Source organism: Aliiroseovarius sp. D2-2 (genome assembly GCF_055809455.1).
Genome location: NZ_CM147913.1, coordinates 233353 through 258096 on the forward strand (window position 1 = coordinate 233353; position 24744 = coordinate 258096).

The following is a 24744-nucleotide window of genomic DNA, read 5'->3' on the forward strand; positions in this document are numbered from 1 at the left end:
TTGTTTGAATTCATGTCATTCTGTCTATAGAGAAGCATGTAAACAAGTTTTTATTGGTGAGATACAAATGCGCGCGATTTTGTTGGCTTTGGCCGCAGCAACCACATTGGCCGCCTGTGAATCCGGCACAACCACAACTGGAAACGGTGTAAGGGTCTATCGGATTTCGGCGGCAAAGACATCAACCATCCAATATCGGATGCTGGATTCCGTAAACGAACTGCGCGCTGCATCGGGCGCGGGTCCGATGCAACTGAACAGCAAGCTGAATGCAGCAGCGGCAACCCACGCTAAAGATATGGCGGTTCAGAACCGCCCATGGCACTTCGGGTCAGATGGATCATCGCCCCTAGATCGCGCACGACGCGTGGGATTCACTGGCACTTATCTAGGTGAGACGATTTCGGAAACCTTCGAAAGCGAGCTTCAAACCCTGTCCGCTTGGATGGCAGATTCGAATACACGCCGGATTATCATGGACCCGCGCGGCCGCAATATGGGCTTCTCGTGGCACCAAGAACGAAATGGGAAAATCTGGTGGGTGCTCGAAGTCGGCTCCTAAGCAAGCCCTCTGGAAAAATCAAAGGCCCGCCTGAATCAGGCGGGCCTTTTCTTATGGGTTGATGTCGATAACAGTGCCAAGTCGCACCATCGTAAAGATCTCGATCATTTCGTCGTTGTCGACCGAGATACAGCCAGCCGTCCAGTCAGGTCCTTTCCGGTCCTGCGGGCGGCGCTGGCCATGAATAAAGATCTCGCCCCCCGGCTTTTTGCCATTGGCCTGGGCATATTCCACATCTGCCCGGTTGGGATAAGACACCCCAATAGACAAATAGAACGAGCTTTTTGGATTGCGGCGATCAATGACATAGCGCCCTTCGGGCGTCTTACCGTCACCTTCGAACTGTTTATGCCCAGCGGGGGTAAAGCCCAGTTCGATGTTGTAGCTCTTCAGAATTTCGGTCCCGTGAAGAAGATACATCTTCCGGGCGCCCTTGTTCACGACGATACGCGTGACCTCGGGGCCATCATATTGATGACGCTTTGGCCCACATGAGGCGGCAAATAAAAGGGCAAGCACTGCTGCGATTGCGACGACGGTTCTCATTTTTCATCCGTACTTTTTTGTTTGATCACATGGTAACGCGTCTTAATGACAACTCAAACCTATTCGCATTTGGTCACTCAATTGCTGCAAGTTCTGGCCTATCTGCGACGAAAACACGCCACTTGTTCCGTATGAGTTGACCAGCGAAACTGATCCACAACCTGTATCCAGTCCATTTCAAACCCTGCATCCAGCAGTATTTTCGCATCACGTGCAAAACTGACCGCATTGCAGGACACCATGGCCACAACGGACACGCTTGATGCTGCAATTTGTGCAATCTGCGCTTCCGCACCTGCGCGCGGTGGATCAATGACGGCGGCGTCGAAACGGTCCAAGTCTTCGGCATAAAGCGGGTTTCGAAACAAATCACGGGTTTCAGTCGTTACGTCGCGAAGACCTTTTGCAAAGCGCCAGCCCGTATCCAAAGCCTTCAACATGCTGTCCACACCTTCGACCGCATGTACATGAGCCTTTTCGGCAAGCGGCAGGGAAAATGTGCCGCACCCTGCAAACAGATCGACAATCTGGTCATCATCCCCCACAGCTTCACGCACGGCGGACAACAACGCAGCCTCACCCTCGCGCGTTGCTTGCAAGAACGCGCCGGGGGGAGGGGTTACGCTTGCCGTACCAAATGACTGGGCGGGCGGGGTTTCCATCGCGATAACCTCGCCATCCCAAGACAGCCGGGCAAAACCAAAACGGTGAACAGCCTGACCCAGTTCCGATTCCAATGACCGATCCAGCGGTTTGCCGCCGGTAACCGAAACATCCAACCCTGCGCTTGATACCGTTGCGTTGATCGACAGCTCGGCCTTGCGCGACCCGCCCAAGCCGGTCAGATCGCCCAAGGCAGGCAGAGCTTCAAGGATTTCTGGGTGGACCAGCCGACAGCCAGAAATTTCCGTAATCGCGCCAGACCGACGACCATGAAACCCAACGATAGGGGTTTTCTTACCACGTCGCGCTGACAAAACCGCCCTCCGCCTAGATTGCGCAGGAGAGGTCTGAATGGGTCGAAAGTCAGTCTCTATTCCATGGGAAAGCAGCGCATTTCGAACGATATCCGTTTTCCAATTCGCGACAAACTCTTCTGAGGCATGCATCAAAGAACAGCCGCCACAGGCGTTGTAGTGGGGGCAGTCAGGCTTAACGCGGTCCTCCGACGGCGTGACGATTTTAGGCGCTTCAATCCGGTCGCCAGATACCTCACCGCGCACAACCTCGCCCGGTAGTGTACGGGCGGCATATATTGGCCCGTCGGCAATGCCGTCACCCAGATGGCCCAACCGCGTGATCGTGTGGGTTACGTCGGTCATTGCAGAAGATCCTTACGGGTCAGAGTAAAATCCGAAGCGATCCAACGTGCTTCAAGCTTGCGCAGTCGAGAACCCAACTCCGGTCCGGCAAATTCGGGCATCAAGTCAGCAGGCTTGATTGGGAAAGACGCCGAAGCCCCCGCTTCGATATCCTGTTCAAGCCCATCGGGCAGGGGTGTTTCAAACATCGCAGCACGCAAAAGCGCGATACTAAGGGCAGAAGCATCGCTTAGCCTGTACGCAAGCTCGCCAATGCTCGCGGTTGACCCCATGCCATCACGCAAGTCTTCAAGACGCTTTGCGTCCTTTTTAGACAGTCGCAATGCCTTGGCCACATCCTGTCCGCCCAGCAATCCCAATCGCCTGATTGGGTCGGTCGGAAAACCTTGTTCGAGATGCACAAGAACCGCGAGTTTTGACACATCAGCGCCGGGAAGAACCCTGGCCAATACTCCTGATTGCGCCATCGACGCCATTGAGGGGGCAGGATCCGGGGCTGACAGTATCTTCAACATCTCAGAGCCGACACGTTCCTTGGAAAGAGACTCTAATCCATCCAAATTCGCTGCAATTGCGGCCAAACCGTCCGCATCGATCCCCGCCGCTTCATCGCCATACCAAGCATGAAACCGGAAGAAACGCAGCGTGCGCAGATAATCTTCGCGGATCCGTTCGCCTGCATTGTCGATAAATCGAACGCGTCGAGCCTGAAGATCGGGAAGTCCATCCAATGGATCGAGAACCTGACCCGATGCGTCAGCATAAAGCGCATTCATCGTAAAATCTCGGCGCCGCGCGTCATCCTCGATCTTATCCGAGAATGCGACGACCGCCCGACGACCATCTGTCTGCACATCTTTTCGATAGGTCGTGATCTCGTACGGAACGTGATTGATGACGATCGTCACGGTGCCATGGTCAATACCTGTGGGCAGGGCGCGTAAACCCGCATCTTCGGCCAGTTCCATCACACGCGCAGGAAGCGCATTTGTGCACATGTCCAAATCTGTGATTTCGACCCCTAAAAGATCATTCCGCACACAGCCGCCCACGAAATAGACCTGATACCCTGCATCAGTCAGCAAGCCACACACCTGTTGTGCACCGACATCTTTGATCCATTCGCCTTGAATGCGTGTCATGTCACAAGCCTTTCAGCCAAACCGCGCAGCATTCGCGCCGTTGCACCCCAAATATAATAAGGGCCATGCGGGACGGTTTCGTACCATCGCATTTGTCCCTGCCAATAACGTCCCTGTTGACTGAAATTGGTCAGCTTGGTCACGTGATCGAAAGGCACGCGAAAGGCTTCGTCCACTTCGCCGGGCTCAACGATGGGCGTAAAGCTTTCTGTCACCAATCCCAGAACAGGCGTGACGGTAAATCCAGTCACGGTCTCATGCGCTGGCAGCTGTCCAAGTACCTCGACATTGGTGGGGGGCAATCCGATTTCTTCATGCGCTTCGCGCAGGGCAGTTGCGGCGATATCAGTGTCTATTTCATCACGTTTTCCGCCCGGAAAGGCAATCTGACCCGGATGATGCTTCAGCGCGGAAGAGCGTTTGGTCAGCACCAGCTCCAACCCATGCGAAGCTTCCACAAAGGGCATCAAGACACCGGCCTGACGCAATTTGCGCCCAGCAGGCAGTGTCACCCCGGGCGACAAGTCGAAATCCGAACTTTCCTTCCCAGGCAAGGAAAGGGCCGCGCGAAGACGCGCAATCTGATCAGGCGCTGTCGCCATCCGCACCCTTCGCATCTTTGCCAACTGTTTCTGGATCTAGATCGTAATGCGCCCCGCAGAACTGACAATCTGCTGTCACGCGGCCATCGTCATTGGTCATATGGCCAATGTCACGATCCGAGTAGATTGACAGGCTTTCGCGAACGCGTTCTTCCGAACAAGGGCAGCCGAAGCTAACCGGTTGTGGATCGTAGGCGCGCGGTGCCTCTTCATGAAACAGGCGCACCAAAAGCTCGGTTGGCTGTACGGAGGGACCGACAAGCTCCAACTCTTCCACAGAATCCAACAGGATGTTGGCGCGGCTCCAGTTTTCGCTATCCTCATCCGTCAAAAGATCACCCGCAGCCAGCAAACCATCTTCGCCGGACCCGCCTTCACCCGTTACGTGCGGCGACGCTTTCGGCATATGCTGAAGCATCACACCCCCGGCACGCCAGCCTTCTTCCCCACCAGCCCACATGGATTTCCCAAAGGTCAGATGGAAACGCGTCGGCAACTGTTCGGACTGGGCAAAATAAGCTTGTGCGCAATCTGACAAAGACTGGCCCGCAAGCGGTGTCATCCCGGTATAGGGTTGCTGGCTTTCAGTTTGCTGGATCAGGATTGCTAAGAACCCTTTGCCGACCTGTGGAAAACTAGGGCCCGTCGGGTCCAAACGCTCTTCATCAAAGCTTGCATAAGCTCGGATCGTTGCGGGCTCACCTTCGGACTTAGGTGCGTAGTAATCGGTTGCGATCAGTCGCGCCGGACCATCACCGCGGATTTGCAGCGATAGCTTCCACTGTTGCTTGATCGTCTGCCCAATCATCGCGGTCAGCATCGCGGCCTCGGCAACAAGGGCTTCGATTGCGGGGGGATAATTATGCTGGGACAAAATGGTATCCAGCGCCCCATCAAGGCGCAGCATGCGACCGCGAATGTCGCTGTTGTCCAGTTGGAATGGCAAAATGGTGTCATCCCATGCGATTTTAGAGTCAGAAAAGTCATTGGGGTTTCCTATCGGCGTTCAGCTTGGCATACCGCGTCTATATGGTGGCAGCAACCGAATGGAAAAGAGATGATCCGAAGATTTGGAGCCCCAAAGCAAAGAAATCGGCAATACAAACCGCGTCCAGGTGCGTATGCGATCCTTGCCTTGGGTCGTGATGTGCTGATCACCCATCAAGGTGGCCCGTTTGACGAATACCAATTACCCGGTGGCGGCATTGATGCCGGTGAAAGCCCGATTGCGGCGCTGCATCGCGAAGTGATGGAGGAAACCGGCTGGTCAATCCAAAGCCCGCGACGGTTGGGGGCTTATCGTCGCTTCACCTATATGCCTGAATACGATTTATGGGCCGAGAAGATTTGCCACATCTTTTTGGCTGTACCTGTCAGGCGGATCAGCGATCCGCTTGAACCGGATCACACCGCGGTTTGGAGCAGTGCCATGACCGCCACCAAAATTCTGCACAGCGAAGGCGATCGTCACTTCCTTCGCAGCTACGTCCGCGATTTGTAGGTCAGCATCACGCAGGAAAGATCATCACCGAACTCTTGCCCTCCTGCAAAACAATCCAGATCCCAGACCATGGCATCGAACATCATGTCATTCGTCAGCCCGCTGTTCTTTTCAAGGATTTCACCAAACCCTTGTTCTTCAATCTGATTTCCATCTGTACTCTCGCATTCGGTAAATCCATCCGAATAGAAGATCAGCCGCTCTCCCGGTTGGAGCGTCATGGTCTGGCGTTCAAATTCAGCCACCGAGATCAGTCCAATTGGCATCCCGCCATCCCCGATAAACTCCGCCTGGCCAGATCTGTTTAGTACCACCGCGCTGGGGTGGCCGCATTGTGAAAACTCCACCTTGCCCCTGGCCATATCCAGATATCCAAACAGCATAGTAAAATAATGCTCTGACAACATGTCCTTGGTCAGAAGTGTGTTCAGCTGTGCCGCCACGACCTCGGGTGGTTGGCGTTTGTGATTGCCATTCTCATGTTCGATCAAAGCAATGTTGTGAGTGGGCGAGCCTTCGGAAAGGTACGACGCCAAACGAGCTGTCAAAAGGGCGGACGCAATCCCATGCCCAGAGACATCAATCGAATAGAATGCGATATGGTCTTTCCCCGCATCAAAGAAACCGACCAGATCGCCACCCACATGCCCGCAGGGTTTAAGCATCAATGAAACCTCAGCCCTTCCCCAATCACGGAAGGATTCACGCACCAAAGACTGTTGCATCTTCCGGGCTTCAACCAAATCACGATCAATCGAATCATAAAGCGTCTTCAGCTCTGTCAGCGCTGATGAAACAAACCGGTTCGTTTCCTGCAGCTCGCGCTCCATCGACAGAAGTCGCCCGCCAGCGGTGATCCGCGCCCTTAGCTCATCCGGGTTAAAGGGCTTGGCAAGAAAATCATCAGCGCCGACATCCAATCCTCGCGCCACCGCCCCTTTATCGGTCTTCGACGTTAGCAAAATAAAATAGACATATCGCGAACCCTTCTGCGCGCGAATGGCTTTGCACAGCTCCAGCCCATCCATGCCCGGCATCATCCAATCACTTAGGATCAAGTCAAACTCTTGAGATGCGAATAGCTTCAGTGCATCGATCCCCGAAGCGGCTTCTTCGACTTGATAGCCTTGCCGGGATAAGGACTTTGACATCAGGCTTCGCTGGGCGCGGCTGTCATCAACAACCAATATGCGCTGTACCGAGTCGGCCCTAACGGGCGTGTCCTGCGTGGGACCTGTGTCGATTGACCCAGTGTTGTATGATTTTGCTATACTCAAAACTGCTCCAAAATACTGTAAGCAAATGACATCCTGAGCCAGTCCTAGAGCATCCGTTTTAACAGCTCTTTAAAGCTAAAATTCTCGTAGATATGTTTTCATAACAATATGTTAACTGATCCAAGACACGATATGGAAATCCAAGTAGGAGAGGGCCATGATCAACTGGAGCCGCGTGAACGAATTGAAAGACGAGATCGGTGAAGAAGACTTCGGTGAAATCGCCGAGATCTTTCTTGAAGAGGTCGAAGAGGTCATTGAACGCCTTAAATCCAGCCCCGATCCGTCGCTTTACGAACAGGACATGCATTTCCTGAAAGGCTCTGCATTAAACTTGGGCTTTCGCGACCTATCCGACATCTGCGGACAAAATGAACAGGCCGCAGCGCAAGGCCAGAGCAGCGCAGTGATGCTGAAGCCGGTTTTTGATAGCTATTCCCAATCAAAAACCGAATTTCTGGCTAAGTGCTAAGGCTTTAAACCACGAATTCTGCAATTGTTTCGTCATCGGTAATATCCGAGAACGCAAACCCACGCTCTTCCAAGCGCTGTTCCAAAAGATCAAAATTCTCTGGGTGGTTGGTTTCTATTCCAAGAAGGACCGAGCCAAAGTTCCGCGCGCTTTTCTTCATGTATTCGAAGCGCGCGATGTTGTCGTCTGGACCAAGAATCTGAAGAAAGTCTTTCAGCGCACCAGGACGCTGTGGAAGCCTGAGCAGGAAATACTTTTTCAACCCGGCAAAACGCTGCGCGCGTTCCTTTACATCAGGCAGGCGTTCGAAATCAAAGTTTCCGCCCGAAGTAACGCAAATGACTGTCTTGCCTTTGATCTGATCCTGAAGATCTTTCAGCGCATCTATGGACAGGGCCCCGGCGGGCTCTAACACAACGCCTTCCACATTCAACATGTCCAAAATGGTCAGGCAAATGCGATCTTCGGGCACGGCAAGCACATGTTCTGGATCAACAGTTTTCAAAACGTCGAAGGTCAACGCGCCGATCCGCGCGACAGCTGCGCCATCCACAAAATTATCAACCACGTCCAATGCAACTGGCGCACCTTTATTCAAAGCTGCCTTAAGGCTTGCGCCACCTGCTGGCTCAACATACCGAATCTCAGTCGCCGGAGCAGTCTCGCTCAGGTAGGTCGTGATCCCGGCAGACAGCCCACCGCCACCGACGGGCAAGATTACCATATCGGGCGCGCGCCCAAGCTGCGAAACAATCTCGGCTGCGACACTGGCCTGACCTTCGATCACATCCAGATCATCGAAAGGGGACAGAAAGTGCCCGCCTTCGGCCGCGCAATACTTCTGCGCGGCTTTCAACGTGTCATCGAAATAGTCCCCAACCAACCTGATTTCGATGTTGTCGCCGCCGAAAATGCGTGTTTTCTCGATCTTCTGTTGCGGTGTCGTGACAGGCATGAAAATCACTCCACGCACACCAAAATGGCGGCTGGTAAATGCGACGCCCTGCGCGTGATTGCCTGCCGAGGCGCAAACGAATAGATCGCGCGACGAATCCGCAGCCAGCGCCTTGCCCATCGCATTCAGCGCACCCCTGATCTTGTAACTGCGCACGGGGCTTAGGTCTTCGCGCTTCAGCCAAATATCGGCCTCATACTGCGCCGAAAGATGATCATTGCGTTGCAGCGGCGTCGCGGGGAACAGCGCCCGCATCTGTTGCTCGGCCACGCGGGCCCGTTTCAGAAAATCGCTCATGGTATGAACCTGCGCTTAGGTTGGCTTGGTTGGCAAGGTTGCTTGCGTTTGGCAGACCATTCCCGACATTTGGCAAAATGACAATGACGTCGGGGCACAAAACTTCATCTACACAGTAAAGCGGAACAACAGCCCTGGAACTGACCTTTGATCAGACATGCGACAACAATGCCGCTTGTGACATGTAAAATCCTGCCAAGCAAAGCTTGCCCCGCCTTTAAATAAAGGATAATCGCCCCGTAAGCTCGCCGGTCTTCATCGTGCGATACTCTGTGAAAGGGATTTTGATGATTACGTCCAACACTGCGCCACAGACTGCGCCAAAGAAAGTTGTTCTGGCTTATTCGGGTGGTCTTGATACCTCGATCATTCTGAAATGGTTGCAGACCGAATATGGCTGTGAGGTGATCACCTTCACCGCTGACCTTGGTCAGGGGGAAGAGCTGGATCCCGCGCGCAAGAAGGCCGAGATGCTGGGCATCAAACCCGAAAACATCCACATCGAAGATCTGCGCGAAGAATTCGTGCGTGACTATGTCTTCCCGATGTTCCGCGCGAATGCACAGTACGAAGGCTTGTATCTTCTGGGCACCTCGATCGCGCGCCCACTGATCTCGAAGCGTCTGGTTGAGATTGCTGCCGAACACGGCGCCGATGCCGTGTCCCATGGCGCGACCGGCAAAGGTAACGATCAGGTTCGGTTCGAACTGGCCGCTTACGCACTGAACCCGGAAATCGTTGTGATTGCCCCCTGGCGCGAATGGGATCTTGGCTCGCGCACCAAACTGCTGGAGTTTGCTGAGCAGAACCAAATCCCGATTGCCAAGGACAAACGCGGCGAGGCTCCGTTCTCGGTCGATGCGAACCTTCTGCACACGTCGTCAGAAGGTAAGGTTCTGGAAGACCCCGCGGAAGACGCGCCGGATTACGTTTATCAGCGTACTGTTCACCCCGAAGACGCACCGAACACGCCCGAATTCATCGAGATCGAGTTTGAAAAAGGTGATCCCGTTGCGATCAACGGCGAAAAGATGTCGCCCGCAACCATCCTGACCGAACTGAACGAATATGGCCGCAAGCACGGCATTGGCCGTCTTGATCTGGTCGAGGGTCGTTACGTTGGCATGAAATCGCGCGGCATCTATGAAACTCCGGGTGGTACCATCCTGTTGGACGCCCGTCGTGGCATCGAATCCATCACCATGGACCGAGGCGCGATGCATCTGAAAGACGAGCTGATGCCGAAATACGCAGAACTGATCTATAACGGTTACTGGTTCTCGCCAGAGCGTGAGATGCTGCAAGCTGCCATCGACGCCAGCCAAGATCATGTGACGGGCACCGTGCGTATGAAACTTTACAAAGGTCTGGGCCGTGTGGTTGGCCGTTGGTCAGATCATTCGCTGTACTCGGAAGAGCATGTGACCTTTGAAGAAGACATGGGCGCTTATGACCAGACTGACGCGGCCGGCTTTATCCAGCTGAACGCGCTGCGTCTGAAGCTGATCGCGATGCGCAACAAGCGCTTCAAGTAAGTTCGCGCCACGTCATTATAGACCGAACACAAACGCCCCCGTATCACGCGGGGGCGTTTTTACATGAGGACCGACATGCCCCTGACCCCCATCGCCGAAAAGATCGAACGCGGCCTGACGAAAGTGCCGTTCGGCGAAAGCCTGAAACTTGATTGCGGCGAAGATGGTGTGATTGTTCTGCAGGACGGTGCTTTGTCACGCGATGATGCAGAAACAGACTGCACAATCTCGATGTCACGCGAGAATCTTGAGAAGCTCATGAAGGGTGATTTGAACCCGATGACAGCATTCATGATGGGAAAAATCAAAGTGTCGGGCGAGGTTTCAATCGCCATGCGCCTTGGACAGCTTCTTAAGGGCTAGTCAGACACTAACCTTGCAGAAAACGATCAACTTCATCCCGTGTTGGGATTGCATCCGCAGTCCCGAAGCGGTTGACTTTTATCGCTGATGCTGCAGCGCCCAATCGCATGGCATCTTCTGGCATCATCCCCTGATCCAACCCAGCTGCAACGTAACCAATAAAGCAGTCGCCTGCGCCGGTTGTGTCCACCGGCGTAACTGGAAAAGCGGGCATCTGTGCAGTTTCCACACCGTTTTCCATCCAAACAGCACCATCTGCGCCCTTTGTGATGAGTACGACAGGCACCTCAAGGTCAGCCAGCGCGACGCCCAGCGCTTCGGTAAGCTGTTGAGCTTCGATCTCGTTCAGAACCAGCATGTCCGTTACGGGAAGCATTTTCTTCGCGGCCTCTGCCGTGAACGGCGCAGCAGAGTAAATCACCCGCATCTTACGGGCCTGCGCCATCTTTGCAGCTTCGGCCGTCAGGTTCGTTTCGTTCTGCAATATCAGTGTGTCACTTGACCCAGCGTTCTTCAGTGCGCCTTCGATCAATGCGCTTGAAAAAGCTGTATTTGCGCCGGAATAGAGAATGATTTGGTTCTCGCCCTCAGCATCAACCAAAATATTGGCATGCCCGGTCGGGACATCCAGCGTGGCGACATGGCGAACGTCCACCTCGGCTTTATCCAACGCCTCGACGCACCAAGCTCCCTCTGGTCCAACGGCGCCGATGTGGCGGATATTTGAGCCAGCGCGGGCAACGGCCACCGACTGGTTTGCCCCTTTGCCACCAAGACCGACTGAATGCTCATCCGCTGAAAGCGTTTCGCCCGGGGCCGGCATATGCGGCACACGATAGAAATTGTCGATGTTGATCGAACCGAAGTTAAAGATGGTCACAGGGCGTCTCCTTGCCAGCTCAAGTTAACGCGCTTGCGGCGTGGTGCAAGGGCAGCCTAAAGTAACGGGGAAGAGCCTTGTTTTATTCACCTTTTTGAATGGAACTTTGCTATTGTATTCCATTGTATACAGTTTATACGAGCCATCAATACGCTCATTAGCATGGAGACGACCATGACAAAGATCCAAGCCACTCTTATTCCCGGCGACGGGATTGGCCCCGAAATCACCGAAGCCGTCACTGCAATCCTTGATCACATGGGCAGCCCATTTGAATGGGATGTTCAGCAGGCCGGTATGTCTGCATTTGATGCAACCGGAACACCGCTGCCAGAAGCCACGCTGGAAAGCATTGGCAAAACCAAGCTGGCACTTAAAGGTCCGTTGACCACGCCCGTGGGTGGTGGCTTCAAGTCGATCAACTTGCAACTGCGTCAGGCGTTCAACCTGTACGCAAACGTGCGCCCGACCAAAACGATCAAAGCCGACGGACGTTACGACAACATCGATATGGTGATCTTCCGCGAGAACCTGGAAGGGTACTACATCTCGGACGAAGGCTATATGGAGCATAACGGCGACCCCGAGGGCAAAGTCTTCTCGACCGGGTATAACACCAAAGAAGGTGCACGCCGGATCACACGGGCGGCGTTCGAATATGCGCTGGCAAATGGTCGCAAGAAAGTCACCATCGTTCACAAGGCCAACATCCTGAAGCTGCTGTCAGGCATGTTTTTGGAAGAAGCCCGCGATGTGGCCAAAGAATATGAAGGCCGCGTCGAATGCGATGAGCGCATCGTTGATGCCTGCGCCATGCAGATGGTTATGTATCCCGATTCATTCGACGTCATCGTCACAACCAACCTGTTTGGCGACATCCTGTCTGACCTCGCTGCTGGTCTGGTCGGCGGTTTGGGCTTGGCACCGGGCGCCAACATCGGCGAAGACGCTGCGATTTTTGAAGCTGTGCATGGCTCGGCCCCGGACATCGCCGGACAACAGAAGGCCAACCCCTGCGCCTTTTTGATGGCTGCGGGTCTGATGCTGGAACATGTTGGCAAAACCGACGACGCCCAGCGCCTAAAGAAAGCTGTGATCGAGACCGTTCAGGCCAAAGACCGTGTAACCCCGGATCTTGGCGGCACTGGCAACACTATGTCGATCGCCGAAGCGATTATGGATCGCCTGTAAGGTTTGATGCGTCGCAAAGACGTGTCACATTAGATGTGCGAGCCTTCGGAATTGGAGGCTCGCATGACAAACCTGATCACCATCACCAATGACACCGTCGAGAAGCACGGCTTCTTTTGCAAAATGTCCGCTCGCAAAAGCTCGGCTTGGAAGCGAAAGCGCGCGTGGCTGTCAGACCGTTTTGATGAGGGGCTGCAAATGCGGCTTCTGGATAATGGCGAACGCGGGTTTATCGAATTCTCACCCGGTGATTTCGCATGGCGCGGTGTCGAAAACGCAAGCGACTTCATGGTTATTCACTGCCTGTGGGTCGTCGGCAAAAGCAAAGGCAAAGGTCACGCCAAAGCCTTACTGGACGACGCCGAAACCTATGCCCGCGAAAACGGGTTTCATGGCATCGCTGCATTAACGAGCACGGGAAACTGGATCGTTGATCGACCCATTCTTGAAGCACGCGGATACCATGAGGTTGAAGCCACCCCGCCCGGGTATTCGCTTATGGCCTTGCCATTTGACAAAGGCGCCTCAATGCCCCGTCTTGCTGGTCGTTGGGACGAGAAAGCCAAGGCTTTGGGTAACGGCCTAACCGTACTGCATTCTGCTCAATGTCCTTATCTTGAGGACGCGGTCCAACACGCAAAAGAGGCCGCAACAGAGGCTGTTATCCCTTTCAACGTTTCTGAAATCACCAGCGCGCAGGATTCTGCGGGACCGCGCTCCAAATCCTTACGGTGTCTTTTCAATGGTCCTGAATGGGCGGCAAATTGCATCGCACTATCTGTTGAAGAAGCAGATCATGCCTCTGCTTGCGCAATCATAGGCGATTTTGGCAAGTCTTCACCCCAAGTCCCTTTTTTTTCGTGCCGATCTTGTGTATGGAAAAGGGGAAATCCCACCTTTCGCCGTTCAGGGCATTGACCCTTTGGCGAAGTTCTCCGCGAAAAAATGAGGTGTTCTAAAATGACCGATAAATCGCAAGCAGACATACTGTATACCATTGTAGACGAAGCGCCCGAGCTGGCCTCGGCCTCGTTTCTTCCTATCGTTCGCAAGTTCGTTTCCGCCGCAGGTATTACCGTTGGAACGCCTGACATTTCGCTGGCAGGCCGCATCATCGCGACCTTCCCGGACAACCTGACCGACGAACAACGTCAGTCGGACGATCTGGCCGCACTGGGTGAGTTGGTGAAAACGCCGGATGCAAACGTCATCAAACTTCCGAACATCTCGGCCTCGGTGCCGCAGCTGGTGGCTGCCATCGAAGAGCTTCAGGCGCAGGGCTACAACTTGCCCAGCTACCCTGAAGACCCCCAGTCCGACGAAGATAAAGCCATCCGCGCGCGTTACGACGCGATCAAAGGCTCGGCTGTAAATCCGGTTCTGCGTGAAGGTAACTCGGATCGCCGTTCGGCCCGTGCCGTTAAAAACTTCGCCCAGAACAACCCTCATTCGATGGGTGCTTGGGAATCGTCCTCGAAGACCAAAGTGTCCTCGATGCCTGGCAACGACTTCTATGCCAACGAAGTTTCGGCCACCATCACCGCCGCTCAGGCTGGTGACGCAACAATTGAGTTCGTCGGCAAAGATGGATCGACCACTGTTCTGAAAGACGGCTGGCCGTTGGAAGAAGGCACCATCGCGGATGCGACGTTTATGTCGGCCAAAGCGCTGAGCGCGTTCCTTGCTGACGCCATCGAAGACACCAAAAAAGACGGCACCATGTTTTCGCTTCATATGAAAGCGACCATGATGAAAGTGTCGGACCCGATCATTTTCGGCCACGCTGTAAAAGCATGGCTTGGCCCGGTTTGGGATAAGCACGGTGAAGCCATCGCCGCCGCTGGTGGCTCTCCGAATTCCGGTCTGGGTGACGTTCTGGCCGCAATCGACGGTATGGATAATGCTGCCGAGATCAAAGCAGAGATCGCCGCGCTGGACCGCCCCGGCATGTATATGGTCGACAGCGATAAAGGCATCACCAACCTGCACGTACCATCCGATGTGATCATCGACGCGTCGATGCCCGCCGTGATCCGCGCAGGCGGTAAAGGCTGGGACGCTGACGGCAACAAAGGCGACACCAACTGCGTGATCCCAGATCGTTGCTATGCCACGATCTATGACGAAAGCATCAACTTCTTCAAAGCCAATGGTGCTTTGGACGTAACCACCGCGGGTTCGGTGGCCAATGTTGGTTTGATGGCGCAGAAGGCTGAAGAATACGGCTCGCACCCGACCACATTCGAAGCACCTGCAGATGGCTCGATCCGCATCGTAACCGCCAATGGCGACACGCTGCACAGCCACGAAGTTGAGGCCGGAGATATCTGGCGGTCCTGCACCGTGAAGAAAGCCCCGATCGAAAACTGGATCGAGCTCGCCTTGGACCGTCAGCGCCTGACGGGTTCGGAATCCATCTTCTGGCTGGACGCAAACCGCGGCCACGATGCCGAGCTGATCAAATACGTGACGCCCGCATTGGAGGCGGCCGGCAAAGCCGACCTGTTCCAGATCATGGCCCCGCGTGAAGCAACGGCTCAGTCGCTGAAGACCATCACCGCTGGCAACGATAGCATCGCCATCACCGGCAACGTGCTGCGTGACTATCTGACCGACCTGTTCCCGATCTTGGAGCTGGGAACCTCGGCCAAGATGCTGTCGATCGTGAAGCTGATGAAGGGCGGCGGTCTGTTTGAAACTGGCGCTGGTGGGTCCGCTCCGAAGCACGTTCAGCAGCTGGTTGAAGAAAACCACCTGCGTTGGGATTCGATGGGTGAGTTCTGCGCGCTGGGTGAAAGCTTGAACTTCTTGGCTGACGTCAAAGGCAACGCCAAAGCTGGCGTTCTGGGCGCTGCTGCAGAAGCCGCTACACAAGGCATTTTGGACAACAACAACTCTCCTTCGCGCAAAGTTGGTCAGCCTGACAACCGTGACAGCCACTACTGGTTCGCACGGTATTGGGCTGATGCTCTGGCTGCTCAGTCGGATGACGCCGGTCTGGCGGCTGAGTTTGCGCCCGTCGCAAAAGCTCTGGCCGATGGCGAAGCTACGATCCTGTCTGAACTGGCCGCTGCCCAAGGACCGGCCGCTGACATCGGCGGATACTTCCGCCCGTCGGTCGAAATGAAAGCAAAAGTGATGCGCCCCTCAGCCACACTGAACGCAATCATCGGCTAAACGCTGACTTCTAAAAGAATAGATGCCCCGTGGTCAAAGCCGCGGGGCATTTTCTATTTGGTCAGAACGCCTGCGCGTAAAAGCTCTTCTCGGCTTGGGGTCCAAAGCTCGGGCGGTCGCGTCGCAAATGCCTGATCCAAAAACCACGAAGGAAGGCCACGATCTGACAAAAAGGTCCGATCCCGCTTTTCTTCCGCTTCCACATCGAACAGCGCAAGATTGATCGTGCTTTCCAATGTGTAGCCGTGAAACCCGATTACTGTATCCAGCGTCGCGGTTCTGGCGGCCCCCGCCATGAACACTAAGGTACAGGCCGAGCTGCATTCATCGATAGCATTGGTATCCAGCGCGCGGGTCTCAACCAATTTCACTAATCCACGGGCCTCGAAAATATTGCCGCCTGCGCTGTTCAAGTGAAGCGTTTGAATATCCGGGTGGGTTTCAAGCATCGCCCGGAATGCCTTGGTCACTCCGCCCGTGATCGTGCCTTCCAAATGAATGTCGGTTCCAGAAGAGGTTACATACAACGCGTATTGTTGCGCATGTTCACGGGCGCGTCTTTCAGAATAGCTTTCCTGTTCGATGATCACATCGGTCGCAAGCCACAGGCCCCACCACAGCGAAAGCATCATGAACACGGCAACCACCAATCCCAGCAATCCCCCCCATATCGGAAGTTGAGCGCCCAGCGCGGTGCCTTGTTTCTCTACTGATCTAAAAAACCCGGTGGCCTGCCAGATCAGCAAAAGCAAATCGGCTGCAAACAAGGCAACAACCGGTGCAATGGGAAGTGGGGCGAACTTGGTCAGGCCAAGAAACGTCGCAATGATGAAAAGCCGTAGTCCAACGGCATTGACCCAGAAGCTTTGAATTGGTGGCTGCTCACCACGCCAATGGGTCTGAATATATCGCATGGCAAAGCCTAGACCCCGCCATGCAATCAGGTCAATTCACGCTTACTTTTTGCCCAAACGGGTCGCTGCCAACATCGCCATGTTTAGAATGTCGTTCGAGGTCGAGTTGGTCGAGCAAATCTGGATTGGCTGATCAATGCCCGACAAGATCGGACCAATCACAGTAGCACCCGCAAGTTCCTGCATCATCTTAACCGAGATCGACGCCGAGTGACGCGCTGGAACCACAAGAATGTTGGCCGGGCCAGACAGGCGACAGAATGGATACTGCGCCATAACGTCTGGGTTCAATGCCACATCTGCGGTCATTTCGCCTTCGAATTCGAAATCCACACCGCGTGCTTCCAGAATGGCCGGCGCTTCATGCAGTTTCGAGGCGCGTTCCGACACCGGATATCCGAAGGTCGAGAAGCTGACAAATGCCACACGCGGCTCAAGTCCCAAACCGCGCGCAACGGCAGCGGCACGTTCAGCGATATTGGCCAGATCTTCGGTTTCAGGCCATTCATGCACCAAGGTATCGGCCACCAGAACGATGCGACCCTTGTGCAAAACAGCCGTGACGCCCACGGCGCCGTCGCTGGCGCGCGCATCAAACACATGATTGATACGGTCCAAAACATAGGCCGATTTGCGTGTGGCCCCAGTGATCAAACCATCGCAATGACCGTGTGCCAGCATCAGCGATGCAAAAACGTGACGATCACGTGCCGCTAGACGGTGAATGTCGTGACGGTCAAAACCCTGACGCTGAAGGCGCTCGTATAGGAAGTCTTTGTAGGTCTCCAAATGCTCGGTGTTGGCGGCATTCACCACGCGCAGTTCGCGCACAGCATCGGCCAGTCCTTCCGCCTCGAGCTTTTGTTTCACATCTTCTTCACGGCCAATAATCAGCGCACGACCATAGCCGTTTCGTTGATACTGAACGGCGGCGCGCAGAACCTGCGGGTTGTCGCCTTCGGCAAACACCATAGACGCCTGGTTTTTACGTGCCCGCGCAGTGATCCCGCGCAGGATCGAAGCTGTCGGATCCATCCGCGCTTTCAGGCTTTGCTCATACCCATCAATGTCGATGATCGGACGGCGCGCAACACCGGTGTCCATTCCCGCTTTCGCAACCGCTGGCGGGATCACATGGATCAGGCGCGGGTCGAATGGTGTCGGGATGATGTAATCACGACCAAAAGTCAGCTTCTTGCCGTAAGCCATCGCCACTTCATCGGGGACATCTTCACGCGCCAGTTCAGCCAAAGCGCGTGCGCAGGCGATCTTCATTTCGTCATTGATGGCACGCGCGTTGATGTCCAAGGCGCCACGGAACAGATACGGGAAGCCCAACACGTTGTTCACTTGGTTCGGGTAGTCCGAGCGACCCGTCGCAACAATCGCGTCATTGCGCACTTCGTGGGCTTCTTCCGGAGTGATTTCTGGATCTGGGTTCGCCATCGCGAAGATCACAGGATTGTCCGCCATCGAAGCAACCATGTCTTGCGTCACGGCGCCTTTGACCGAAACGCCAAGGAATACATCTGCACCATCCATCGCCTCTTCCAGCGTGCGCAGCTCAGTGTTGGCAGCGTGGGCAGATTTCCACTGGTTCATGCCTTCGGTACGACCCTGATAAATCACGCCCTTGGTGTCACAAACGATGCAGTTGTCATGCTGTGCACCCATGGCCTTGATCAGCTCGATGCAGGCGATGCCCGCAGCACCGGCGCCATTCAAAACGATCCGGCATTCTTCGATTTTCTTGCCCGACAAGCGCAACGCATTCATCAAGCCCGCTGCACAAATCACCGCTGTCCCATGCTGGTCGTCATGGAAAACAGGAATGTTCATCTCTTCCTTAAGACGTTGCTCGATGATGAAACACTCGGGCGCTTTGATGTCTTCAAGATTGATGCCGCCAAATGTCGGGCCCATCAGCTTGACCGCGTTAATGAAAGCCTCGGGGTCTTCGGTGTCCAGCTCGATATCGATCGAGTTCACATCTGCGAACCGCTTGAACAGAACGGCCTTACCTTCCATCACTGGCTTTGAAGCGAGCGCGCCTAGGTTACCCAATCCCAAAACCGCAGTCCCGTTAGAGATCACCGCCACAAGATTGCCCTTGTTGGTATAGTCATAAGCCGTTTGCGGGTTCTCGGCGATCGCCTCACAAGGAACAGCAACGCCCGGCGAATAAGCCAAAGACAGATCGCGCTGCGTGGTCATCGGGACGGATGGCGTGACCTCGAATTTGCCCGGTGTCGGGTCAATATGATAGGCAAGCGCCTCTTCGTCTGTGATCTTAGCTTTGGGCATTTTTCGGGCCTTTGTCGTCTTCATTCGAAGTCCAACCCTTACAGGGGTAAAAACCGGTCCTCAACCGCTATTCGGATATTATTATGTCCTAAAGCCGTGTTTTTCGGTAATTCTTGGAAATCCGAAGTCTGTGTGCGGTAACATTCGAAATTCAGTGGCTGTAAATCATTCCCTCGTGCCTTTCGGGGCGATCCAGCCTATATGTGAGCCATTAGATTTGGAGGCGTCACGTGGCACAAAAAATCCTTCTTACCGGCGGTGCGGGCTTCATTGGGTCGCATACATTCGTTGAGCTTACCAAAGCTGGGTACGAGGTTGTCATTTTGGACAACTTCTCGAACGCGCAGCGGGATGTGCCTGACCGGCTCGAGGTGATCAGCAACGAAAATGTGGTCCTCGTAGACGGCGATGTGCTGGACGAAGCGTTTATGACGCGTGTCTTTGCAGAGCACAAATTCGACGCCGTGATCCACTTTGCCGCGTTGAAAGCCGTTGGTGAAAGCACCGAGAAACCGCTGGATTATCTAACCACCAACATCTCGGGCCTGTACACACTTCTGAATGTGATGAAGGCCGCCGGCGTATTCCGTCTGGTCTTTTCATCTTCAGCCACGGTTTACGGCCAGCCCGACCAGTTGCCCGTTCCTGAAACGGCAAAGCGCAGCTTTAACAATCCATACGGTTACACGAAACTTGTCTGCGAAGAGTCACTGGAGCAGATCGCCGCCGCCGATGATCGCTGGGCGTTCGGCATTCTTCGGTACTTCAATCCCGCCGGCGCGCATGAAACAGGACTGATCGGGGAAGATCCCAACGACATTCCGAACAATCTGATGCCGTATATTGCAAAGGTCGCAACTGGCGAGCTTGAGAAGCTTTCGGTTTTCGGCGATGACTACGACACACCCGATGGAACCGGTGTTCGCGACTATATCCACGTAATGGATTTGGCCCGCGGGCACGTTCAATCAGTTGGTGCTTTGCTAGAAACCAACGAAAGTCACACCGTAAATCTGGGTACCGGTACTGGGTATTCGGTGATGGACATGTTGCGCGCCTACGAAAAAGCCTCGGGCAAAGAGCTTCCTTACCAAATGTCCCCGCGGCGCACGGGTGATGTTGCCAGCGTCTATGGTGATCCATCAAAGGCCCGGGAAATTCTGGGCTTCGAAGCCGAACGTGGTCTGGATGAGATGTGCCAATCCAGCTGGAATTGGGTCTCGCGCCGCAAAAACACCTGACCCCTCTTTCACCCCGGCGCATGACGTCCTAGTCTGTCGCAAAGCAATTCGCCGGGGGGCAGCAGGTGAGCGATAAACCAGCCAAGATCACGCCAATGATGGCGCAGTTTCTTGAGATCAAAGAGGGCTATCAAGACGCCCTTCTGTTCTATCGCATGGGCGATTTTTACGAGCTTTTCTTCGATGATGCCGTTGCAGCGGCCGAAGCGCTGGATATTGCGCTAACCAAACGCGGCAAGCATCTTGGCGAAGACATCCCCATGTGTGGCGTGCCGTTCCATGCTGCCGAAGGATATCTTTTGACGCTTATCCGCAAAGGTTTCCGTGTTGCGGTATGTGAACAGATGGAAAGTCCGGCCGAAGCCAAAAAGCGTGGCGCGAAGTCCGTCGTAAAACGCAATGTTGTACGATTGGTCACCCCTGGGACTTTGACAGAAGAAAGCCTGCTAGACGCCCGCCGTCACAATTTTCTTGCAGCCTTCAACGAAGTTCGCGGCGAAGGTGCCCTGGCGTGGGTTGATATCTCGACCGGAGCATTTCGCGTGATGCCATGTCCGCCTGTTCGGCTGGGTCCAGAGCTTGCCCGACTTGCCCCCCGCGAAGTTGTTATGTCCGAGGCCGGGTATCCGGATTACGCCGAAATAGTGACTGAATCCGGCGCTTCCCCGACAGAGGTTGGGCGAGCTGCCTTTGACAGCACGGGGGCTGAAAAACGGCTGCTTGACCTGTATAAGGTTGGTTCCCTAGACGCTTTTGGCAATTTTTCGCGGGCCGAACTGGGCGCGATGGGCGCGATTGTCGAATACTTGGACATCACACAGAAAGGCAAACTGCCCCTGCTGCGCGCACCTGTGAAGGAGCAGGCGCATGGCACGATGCAGATTGACGCCGCCACGCGCCGAAATCTTGAACTGACCCACAGCTTGTCAGGCGGACGCGATGGATCGCTTTTGTCAGTTATAGACCGCACCATAACTTCGGGTGGTGGGCGATTGCTGGAACGGCGGGTTTCAAGCCCGTCGCGGACCCTGCCCGAGATCAATGCGCGGCTGGATGCGGTCCGTTTTCTGGTTGAACAGAGACTAATATGCGAGAATACGCGCGAGTTTATGCGCAGCGTTCCAGACATCGACCGTGCGCTATCGCGCCTTGGCTTGGAACGCGGTGGTCCGCGGGATCTTGGGGCTATCCGTAACGGGCTTGCCGCCGCCAGCGATCTTGCAGATAGCCTTTCACAGTCAGATCTTCCGTCAAAATTGGCTGAAGCCTCGGCCAATCTGCGCGGCCATGATGATCTGATCGAGCTTCTTGATCAGGCGCTTGTGGCAGAACCCCCACTTTTGGCCCGCGACGGGGGTTATATCGCGCCGGGTTATGATGAAGAACTGGACGAAGCCCGGCAGCTTCGTGACGAGGGGCGCAGTGTCATTGCAACAATGCAAGCGCAATATGCGGAACACACCGGAATAAGCACGCTTAAGATCAAGCACAACAACGTGCTGGGTTATTTTATTGAAACTACGGCGACACATGCCGAAAAGATGCTGAACGCGCCACTGTCGGAAACCTATATTCACAGGCAAACCACAGCCAATGCGGTTCGCTTCACCACCGTCGCGCTTAGCGATATGGAAACCAAGATCCTGAATGCAGGAAACAGAGCACTTGAGATTGAAAAGCGTCTCTATTCCACCTTAACAGGCGCAATTTTGGACAAGGTAGCCCAAATCTCAGACACCGCGCGCGCCTTGTCAGAGATTGATGTAGCGACTGGCTTTGCTGACTTCGCCCGATCCGAAAACTGGTCCGCACCCAAGGTCGATGACAGCCGATTGTTCCACGTGGAAGCCGGGCGCCATCCCGTGGTCGAAGCAGCCCTGCGCAAGTCTGGCGAGGCCTTCGTTGCCAACGACTGCGACCTTGCGGACGGAGAAAAACCTGCCGATGTCTGGCTTTTAACCGGTCCGAACATGGCCGGTAAGTCGACCTTCTTGCGCCAGAACGCATTGATAGCGCTATTGGCCCAAGCCGGCAGCTTTGTTCCCGCAAAATCCGCCCATATAGGATTGGTATCGCAGTTGTTCAGCCGCGTGGGTGCTTCGGACGATCTGGCGCGTGGGCGGTCGACCTTTATGGTCGAAATGGTCGAAACTGCTGCCATTCTGAACCAAGCAGATGACCGCGCGCTTGTCATTTTGGATGAGATCGGGCGCGGCACTGCGACTTATGACGGGCTTTCGATTGCCTGGGCCACTCTGGAACACCTTCACGACGTCAACAAATCCCGCGCTTTGTTTGCCACCCATTATCACGAGATGACCCAGCTATCCGACAAGCTGGATGGGGTCGAAAACGCGACCATCGCCGTAAAAGAATGGGAAGGCGAGGTGATCTTCTTGCACGAAGTTCGTAAGGGCGCCGCGGATCGGTCTTATGGTGTTCAAGTCGCGAAACTTGCGGGGCTTCCTGATAGCGTCGTTGCCCGTGCAAATATTGTTCTTGAAGCATTGGAAAAAGGAGAGCGTGAGGATTCCGGCCAAAAGGCCGTGATTGATGATCTTCCGCTTTTCTCTGCCATTGCAGAACCGGCACCAGCCAAAGCTTCGGGCAACAGTGATCTTGAGCGTGCGCTAAAAGATATTCACCCTGACGACCTTAAGCCAATCGAAGCGCTTAACTTGCTTTACGAGCTGAAAGATTTGGCAGCAGAAAAGTAAACGCCCCCGGAAATCCGAGGGCGCTTTAATCTTTTGCCTGTAAGCAGCTTACTTTGGTGACGAAGACACGCCAACTTGTGCTGGGCGCAGAAGGCGATCGTGCAACATGAAGCCTTCGGCCATTACCTGAATGATATCGCCAGCCTTGGTGCCGGGCACAGGGGCCTCGAACATGGCCTCATGCACTTCAGGGTCAAATTCATCACCCACTTCAGGGGCCATAAGATGAATGCCGTGCTTGTCGAAAATGCCAAGAAGCGCGCGCATCGTAAGCTGAACGCCTTCCAGCAGCGCTTTGTCCGCTTCGCCGGCTTCGCTTGAAGCCTCAAGCGCGCGTTTCATATTGTCGTAAACCGGAAGCATATCGCGCGCCAACTTTGAGCCGCCGTAGTTCTCGGCCTCACGGCGATCACGTTCGCCACGTTTGCGGGTGTTTTCCGCATCTGCCAGCGCACGCATGAAACGATCTTTCATCTCGTCACGCTCGGCGCGCAACGCGACCAGCTGATCCTCAAGACTTACTTCGTCGTCCACGGTCACTTCCTCGGTCATCAGTTTGTCGATGCCCGGTTCCAGTTCCTCTGCGTGTTCGGTCTTCGCGTCCGTCATATCTTTGCCTCTATCCTCGGCGTTTATCCACGATCCGAGATCATCTTGCCAATCAGCTGGGCTGTATAGTCCACAATTGGAACAATCCGCCCATAGTTCAGCCGTGTCGGACCAATCACCCCGACAGCACCAATAATCTTTCGATCAGCGTTCATATAAGGTGAAACCACCAAAGAGGAACCCGAAAGTGAGAAAAGTTTGTTCTCTGAGCCAATAAAAATGCGCACACCCTCGCCCTGATCGGCCAGATCAAGGAAATCTGCGATATCTCGCTTGCGTTCAAGGTCATCAAACAGCGTGCGGATTTTGTCCAAATCGACTTCTTCAGCGTCCTCGGTCAAAAGATTCGAGCGGCCACGCACGATCAAACGCTCATACGGCTGGCCTTCATTCTCCCAAATCGCGGCGCCACTTTCGATCAACACTTGCGCAAGTGTGTCCAGTTCTTGCCGGCGATGGGTGATTTCCTTTGAAACGATCCCCTGAAGCTCTGATATCGTGCGCCCTTCTGCCAATGAATTCAGAAAATTCGCGGCCTCTCGCATAGAGCTTGGCGTTTGTCCTACGGGCGGTTCAAAAACACGGTTCTCGACATGGCCATCAGCGAAAACCAGCACTGCAAGGGCGCGGTCCGGGCCAAGTGATACGAATTCGATATGTTTAATCGGGGCTTCGTGCTTGGGGGTTAGAACAAGACTTGCCCCGGCAGTTATCCCCGACAGTGCAGCGCCCACACGGTCCATCATCGAACTGATATTGCTTTCGCCACCCACTGTGGCGTCGATTTTCTGACGGTCGTCTTTCGTCAGATCCGAAACCTCTAACAGCCCATCAACAAACATTCGCAAGCCAAGTTCGGTGGGGATACGACCTGCAGACACATGCGGGCTGTTCAACAGCCCCATGAACTCTAAGTCCTGCATAACATTACGAATGGTTGCCGCGCTGACGCTTTCAGTCAAGCTGCGGGTAAGGCTGCGCGACCCAACCGGCACGCCCGTTTCAAGATAGCTTTCAACGATACAGCGGAACACCTCGCGCGAGCGATCGTTCATATCTTCCATCAATTCAGGGCCATCTGCCATCAGCTTACGCCTTGCCTTTTTGCCAGACCCATGGCTATCACGCTTTAAAAGC

Annotated in this window: 22 protein-coding genes; 10 read left to right on the forward strand and 12 right to left on the reverse strand. The window is 54.6% G+C overall.

The window, feature by feature from the left end:
- Nucleotides 1-67: 67 nt before the first annotated feature.
- On the forward strand, nucleotides 68-562 hold the full coding sequence (dalA, locus tag AC0L6A_RS01155) for a divisome-associated lipoprotein DalA (RefSeq protein WP_473291656.1): 495 nt from the start codon (nucleotides 68-70) through the stop codon (nucleotides 560-562).
- 51 nt (nucleotides 563-613) lie between these two features.
- On the opposite strand, the gene AC0L6A_RS01160 is transcribed toward dalA, so the two are convergent.
- The 5 genes from AC0L6A_RS01160 to hslO form a co-directional block, all read right to left on the reverse strand.
- The gene (locus AC0L6A_RS01160) at nucleotides 614-1108 is read right to left on the reverse strand and encodes a L,D-transpeptidase family protein (protein ID WP_473291657.1); all 495 of its coding nucleotides are present in this window, start codon (nucleotides 1106-1108) and stop codon (nucleotides 614-616) included.
- Nucleotides 1109-1206: 98 nt separating this feature from the next.
- Complete coding sequence (locus AC0L6A_RS01165) at nucleotides 1207-2430, reverse strand: class I SAM-dependent RNA methyltransferase (protein WP_473291658.1); 1224 nt, start codon at nucleotides 2428-2430, stop codon at nucleotides 1207-1209.
- Nucleotides 2427-3572: a CCA tRNA nucleotidyltransferase gene (locus AC0L6A_RS01170; RefSeq protein WP_473291660.1), complete on the reverse strand. Its 1146-nt coding sequence runs from the start codon at nucleotides 3570-3572 to the stop codon at nucleotides 2427-2429. Before AC0L6A_RS01170 ends, AC0L6A_RS01165 begins: the two co-directional genes overlap by 4 nt.
- Nucleotides 3569-4174, reverse strand: coding sequence for a CoA pyrophosphatase (locus tag AC0L6A_RS01175; RefSeq protein WP_473291661.1), 606 nt, complete (start codon nucleotides 4172-4174; stop codon nucleotides 3569-3571). The genes AC0L6A_RS01170 and AC0L6A_RS01175 overlap by 4 nt, the downstream gene beginning before the upstream one ends.
- Nucleotides 4158-5120 (reverse strand): Hsp33 family molecular chaperone HslO, encoded by a 963-nt coding sequence (hslO, locus tag AC0L6A_RS01180; protein WP_473291662.1) that lies wholly within the window; start codon nucleotides 5118-5120, stop codon nucleotides 4158-4160. Before hslO ends, AC0L6A_RS01175 begins: the two co-directional genes overlap by 17 nt.
- A 111-nt stretch (nucleotides 5121-5231) precedes the next feature.
- On the opposite strand from hslO, the gene AC0L6A_RS01185 reads away from it, so the two are divergent.
- The gene (locus AC0L6A_RS01185) at nucleotides 5232-5675 is read left to right on the forward strand and encodes an NUDIX hydrolase (protein ID WP_473291664.1); all 444 of its coding nucleotides are present in this window, start codon (nucleotides 5232-5234) and stop codon (nucleotides 5673-5675) included.
- Here AC0L6A_RS01185 and AC0L6A_RS01190 read toward each other — a convergent pair.
- Entirely contained in the window at nucleotides 5657-6862 is a 1206-nt protein-coding gene (locus AC0L6A_RS01190; protein WP_473293334.1) for a PP2C family protein-serine/threonine phosphatase, read from the reverse strand. The genes AC0L6A_RS01185 and AC0L6A_RS01190 overlap by 19 nt on opposite strands.
- Before the next feature lie 247 nt (nucleotides 6863-7109).
- On the opposite strand from AC0L6A_RS01190, the gene AC0L6A_RS01195 reads away from it, so the two are divergent.
- Nucleotides 7110-7424, forward strand: a complete 315-nt coding sequence (locus AC0L6A_RS01195) for an Hpt domain-containing protein (RefSeq protein ID WP_473291665.1) — start codon at nucleotides 7110-7112, stop codon at nucleotides 7422-7424.
- Between the two features lie 4 nt (nucleotides 7425-7428).
- On the opposite strand, the gene ilvA is transcribed toward AC0L6A_RS01195, so the two are convergent.
- Nucleotides 7429-8676 carry a threonine ammonia-lyase IlvA gene (gene ilvA, locus AC0L6A_RS01200; RefSeq protein ID WP_473291666.1) on the reverse strand — a complete coding sequence of 416 codons (1248 nt, stop codon included), beginning with the start codon at nucleotides 8674-8676 and terminating at the stop codon, nucleotides 7429-7431.
- A gap of 287 nt (nucleotides 8677-8963) precedes the next feature.
- On the opposite strand from ilvA, the gene AC0L6A_RS01205 reads away from it, so the two are divergent.
- A complete protein-coding gene (locus tag AC0L6A_RS01205) occupies nucleotides 8964-10211 on the forward strand; it encodes an argininosuccinate synthase (RefSeq protein ID WP_473291667.1) in 1248 nt (415 codons plus the stop codon).
- 75 nt (nucleotides 10212-10286) lie between these two features.
- Nucleotides 10287-10574: an SCP2 sterol-binding domain-containing protein gene (locus AC0L6A_RS01210; protein ID WP_473291668.1), complete on the forward strand. Its 288-nt coding sequence runs from the start codon at nucleotides 10287-10289 to the stop codon at nucleotides 10572-10574.
- A 7-nt stretch (nucleotides 10575-10581) separates the two neighbouring features.
- Here AC0L6A_RS01210 and AC0L6A_RS01215 read toward each other — a convergent pair whose 3' ends face one another.
- The gene (locus AC0L6A_RS01215) at nucleotides 10582-11454 is read right to left on the reverse strand and encodes a ribokinase (protein WP_473291670.1); all 873 of its coding nucleotides are present in this window, start codon (nucleotides 11452-11454) and stop codon (nucleotides 10582-10584) included.
- A gap of 174 nt (nucleotides 11455-11628) precedes the next feature.
- On the opposite strand from AC0L6A_RS01215, the gene AC0L6A_RS01220 reads away from it, so the two are divergent.
- From AC0L6A_RS01220 to AC0L6A_RS01230, 3 genes are all read left to right on the forward strand, one after another.
- Nucleotides 11629-12645, forward strand: coding sequence for an isocitrate/isopropylmalate dehydrogenase family protein (locus AC0L6A_RS01220; RefSeq protein WP_473291671.1), 1017 nt, complete (start codon nucleotides 11629-11631; stop codon nucleotides 12643-12645).
- A 63-nt stretch (nucleotides 12646-12708) separates the two neighbouring features.
- Complete coding sequence (locus AC0L6A_RS01225; protein ID WP_473291672.1) at nucleotides 12709-13563, forward strand: GNAT family N-acetyltransferase; 855 nt, start codon at nucleotides 12709-12711, stop codon at nucleotides 13561-13563.
- A 42-nt stretch (nucleotides 13564-13605) separates the two neighbouring features.
- On the forward strand, nucleotides 13606-15822 hold the full coding sequence (locus AC0L6A_RS01230; protein WP_473291673.1) for an NADP-dependent isocitrate dehydrogenase: 2217 nt from the start codon (nucleotides 13606-13608) through the stop codon (nucleotides 15820-15822).
- A gap of 53 nt (nucleotides 15823-15875) precedes the next feature.
- On the opposite strand, the gene AC0L6A_RS01235 is transcribed toward AC0L6A_RS01230, so the two are convergent.
- Both AC0L6A_RS01235 and AC0L6A_RS01240 read right to left on the reverse strand, forming a co-directional pair.
- On the reverse strand, nucleotides 15876-16736 hold the full coding sequence (locus AC0L6A_RS01235; RefSeq protein ID WP_473291674.1) for a COG3904 family protein: 861 nt from the start codon (nucleotides 16734-16736) through the stop codon (nucleotides 15876-15878).
- 42 nt (nucleotides 16737-16778) lie between these two features.
- The gene (locus AC0L6A_RS01240) at nucleotides 16779-19040 is read right to left on the reverse strand and encodes an NADP-dependent malic enzyme (protein ID WP_473293335.1); all 2262 of its coding nucleotides are present in this window, start codon (nucleotides 19038-19040) and stop codon (nucleotides 16779-16781) included.
- Nucleotides 19041-19270: 230 nt separating this feature from the next.
- Here AC0L6A_RS01240 and galE point away from each other — a divergent pair, with 230 nt between their 5' ends.
- Together galE and mutS are read left to right on the forward strand one after the other, a co-directional pair.
- On the forward strand, nucleotides 19271-20281 hold the full coding sequence (gene galE / locus AC0L6A_RS01245; protein ID WP_473291675.1) for a UDP-glucose 4-epimerase GalE: 1011 nt from the start codon (nucleotides 19271-19273) through the stop codon (nucleotides 20279-20281).
- 95 nt (nucleotides 20282-20376) lie between these two features.
- Nucleotides 20377-22998 (forward strand): DNA mismatch repair protein MutS, encoded by a 2622-nt coding sequence (gene mutS / locus AC0L6A_RS01250; RefSeq protein ID WP_473293337.1) that lies wholly within the window; start codon nucleotides 20377-20379, stop codon nucleotides 22996-22998.
- A 48-nt stretch (nucleotides 22999-23046) separates the two neighbouring features.
- On the opposite strand, the gene AC0L6A_RS01255 is transcribed toward mutS, so the two are convergent.
- Both AC0L6A_RS01255 and hrcA read right to left on the reverse strand, forming a co-directional pair.
- The gene (locus AC0L6A_RS01255; RefSeq protein WP_473291676.1) at nucleotides 23047-23607 is read right to left on the reverse strand and encodes a nucleotide exchange factor GrpE; all 561 of its coding nucleotides are present in this window, start codon (nucleotides 23605-23607) and stop codon (nucleotides 23047-23049) included.
- A 23-nt stretch (nucleotides 23608-23630) separates the two neighbouring features.
- Nucleotides 23631-24692 carry a heat-inducible transcriptional repressor HrcA gene (gene hrcA, locus AC0L6A_RS01260; RefSeq protein ID WP_473291677.1) on the reverse strand — a complete coding sequence of 354 codons (1062 nt, stop codon included), beginning with the start codon at nucleotides 24690-24692 and terminating at the stop codon, nucleotides 23631-23633.
- Nucleotides 24693-24744 lie beyond the last annotated feature (52 nt).

Coding starts and splice junctions, on each gene's coding strand:
- dalA (WP_473291656.1), top strand. CDS start 68: ATGCGCGCGATTTTGTTGGCTTTGGCCGCAGCAACCACATTGGCCGCC.
- AC0L6A_RS01160 (WP_473291657.1), bottom strand. CDS start 1,108: ATGAGAACCGTCGTCGCAATCGCAGCAGTGCTTGCCCTTTTATTTGCC.
- AC0L6A_RS01165 (WP_473291658.1), bottom strand. CDS start 2,430: ATGACCGACGTAACCCACACGATCACGCGGTTGGGCCATCTGGGTGAC.
- AC0L6A_RS01170 (WP_473291660.1), bottom strand. CDS start 3,572: ATGACACGCATTCAAGGCGAATGGATCAAAGATGTCGGTGCACAACAG.
- AC0L6A_RS01175 (WP_473291661.1), bottom strand. CDS start 4,174: ATGGCGACAGCGCCTGATCAGATTGCGCGTCTTCGCGCGGCCCTTTCC.
- AC0L6A_RS01185 (WP_473291664.1), top strand. CDS start 5,232: ATGATCCGAAGATTTGGAGCCCCAAAGCAAAGAAATCGGCAATACAAA.
- AC0L6A_RS01195 (WP_473291665.1), top strand. CDS start 7,110: ATGATCAACTGGAGCCGCGTGAACGAATTGAAAGACGAGATCGGTGAA.
- ilvA (WP_473291666.1), bottom strand. CDS start 8,676: ATGAGCGATTTTCTGAAACGGGCCCGCGTGGCCGAGCAACAGATGCGG.
- AC0L6A_RS01205 (WP_473291667.1), top strand. CDS start 8,964: ATGATTACGTCCAACACTGCGCCACAGACTGCGCCAAAGAAAGTTGTT.
- AC0L6A_RS01210 (WP_473291668.1), top strand. CDS start 10,287: ATGCCCCTGACCCCCATCGCCGAAAAGATCGAACGCGGCCTGACGAAA.
- AC0L6A_RS01220 (WP_473291671.1), top strand. CDS start 11,629: ATGACAAAGATCCAAGCCACTCTTATTCCCGGCGACGGGATTGGCCCC.
- AC0L6A_RS01225 (WP_473291672.1), top strand. CDS start 12,709: ATGACAAACCTGATCACCATCACCAATGACACCGTCGAGAAGCACGGC.
- AC0L6A_RS01230 (WP_473291673.1), top strand. CDS start 13,606: ATGACCGATAAATCGCAAGCAGACATACTGTATACCATTGTAGACGAA.
- AC0L6A_RS01235 (WP_473291674.1), bottom strand. CDS start 16,736: ATGCGATATATTCAGACCCATTGGCGTGGTGAGCAGCCACCAATTCAA.
- AC0L6A_RS01240 (WP_473293335.1), bottom strand. CDS start 19,040: ATGCCCAAAGCTAAGATCACAGACGAAGAGGCGCTTGCCTATCATATT.
- mutS (WP_473293337.1), top strand. CDS start 20,377: ATGATGGCGCAGTTTCTTGAGATCAAAGAGGGCTATCAAGACGCCCTT.
- AC0L6A_RS01255 (WP_473291676.1), bottom strand. CDS start 23,607: ATGACGGACGCGAAGACCGAACACGCAGAGGAACTGGAACCGGGCATC.
- hrcA (WP_473291677.1), bottom strand. CDS start 24,692: ATGGCAGATGGCCCTGAATTGATGGAAGATATGAACGATCGCTCGCGC.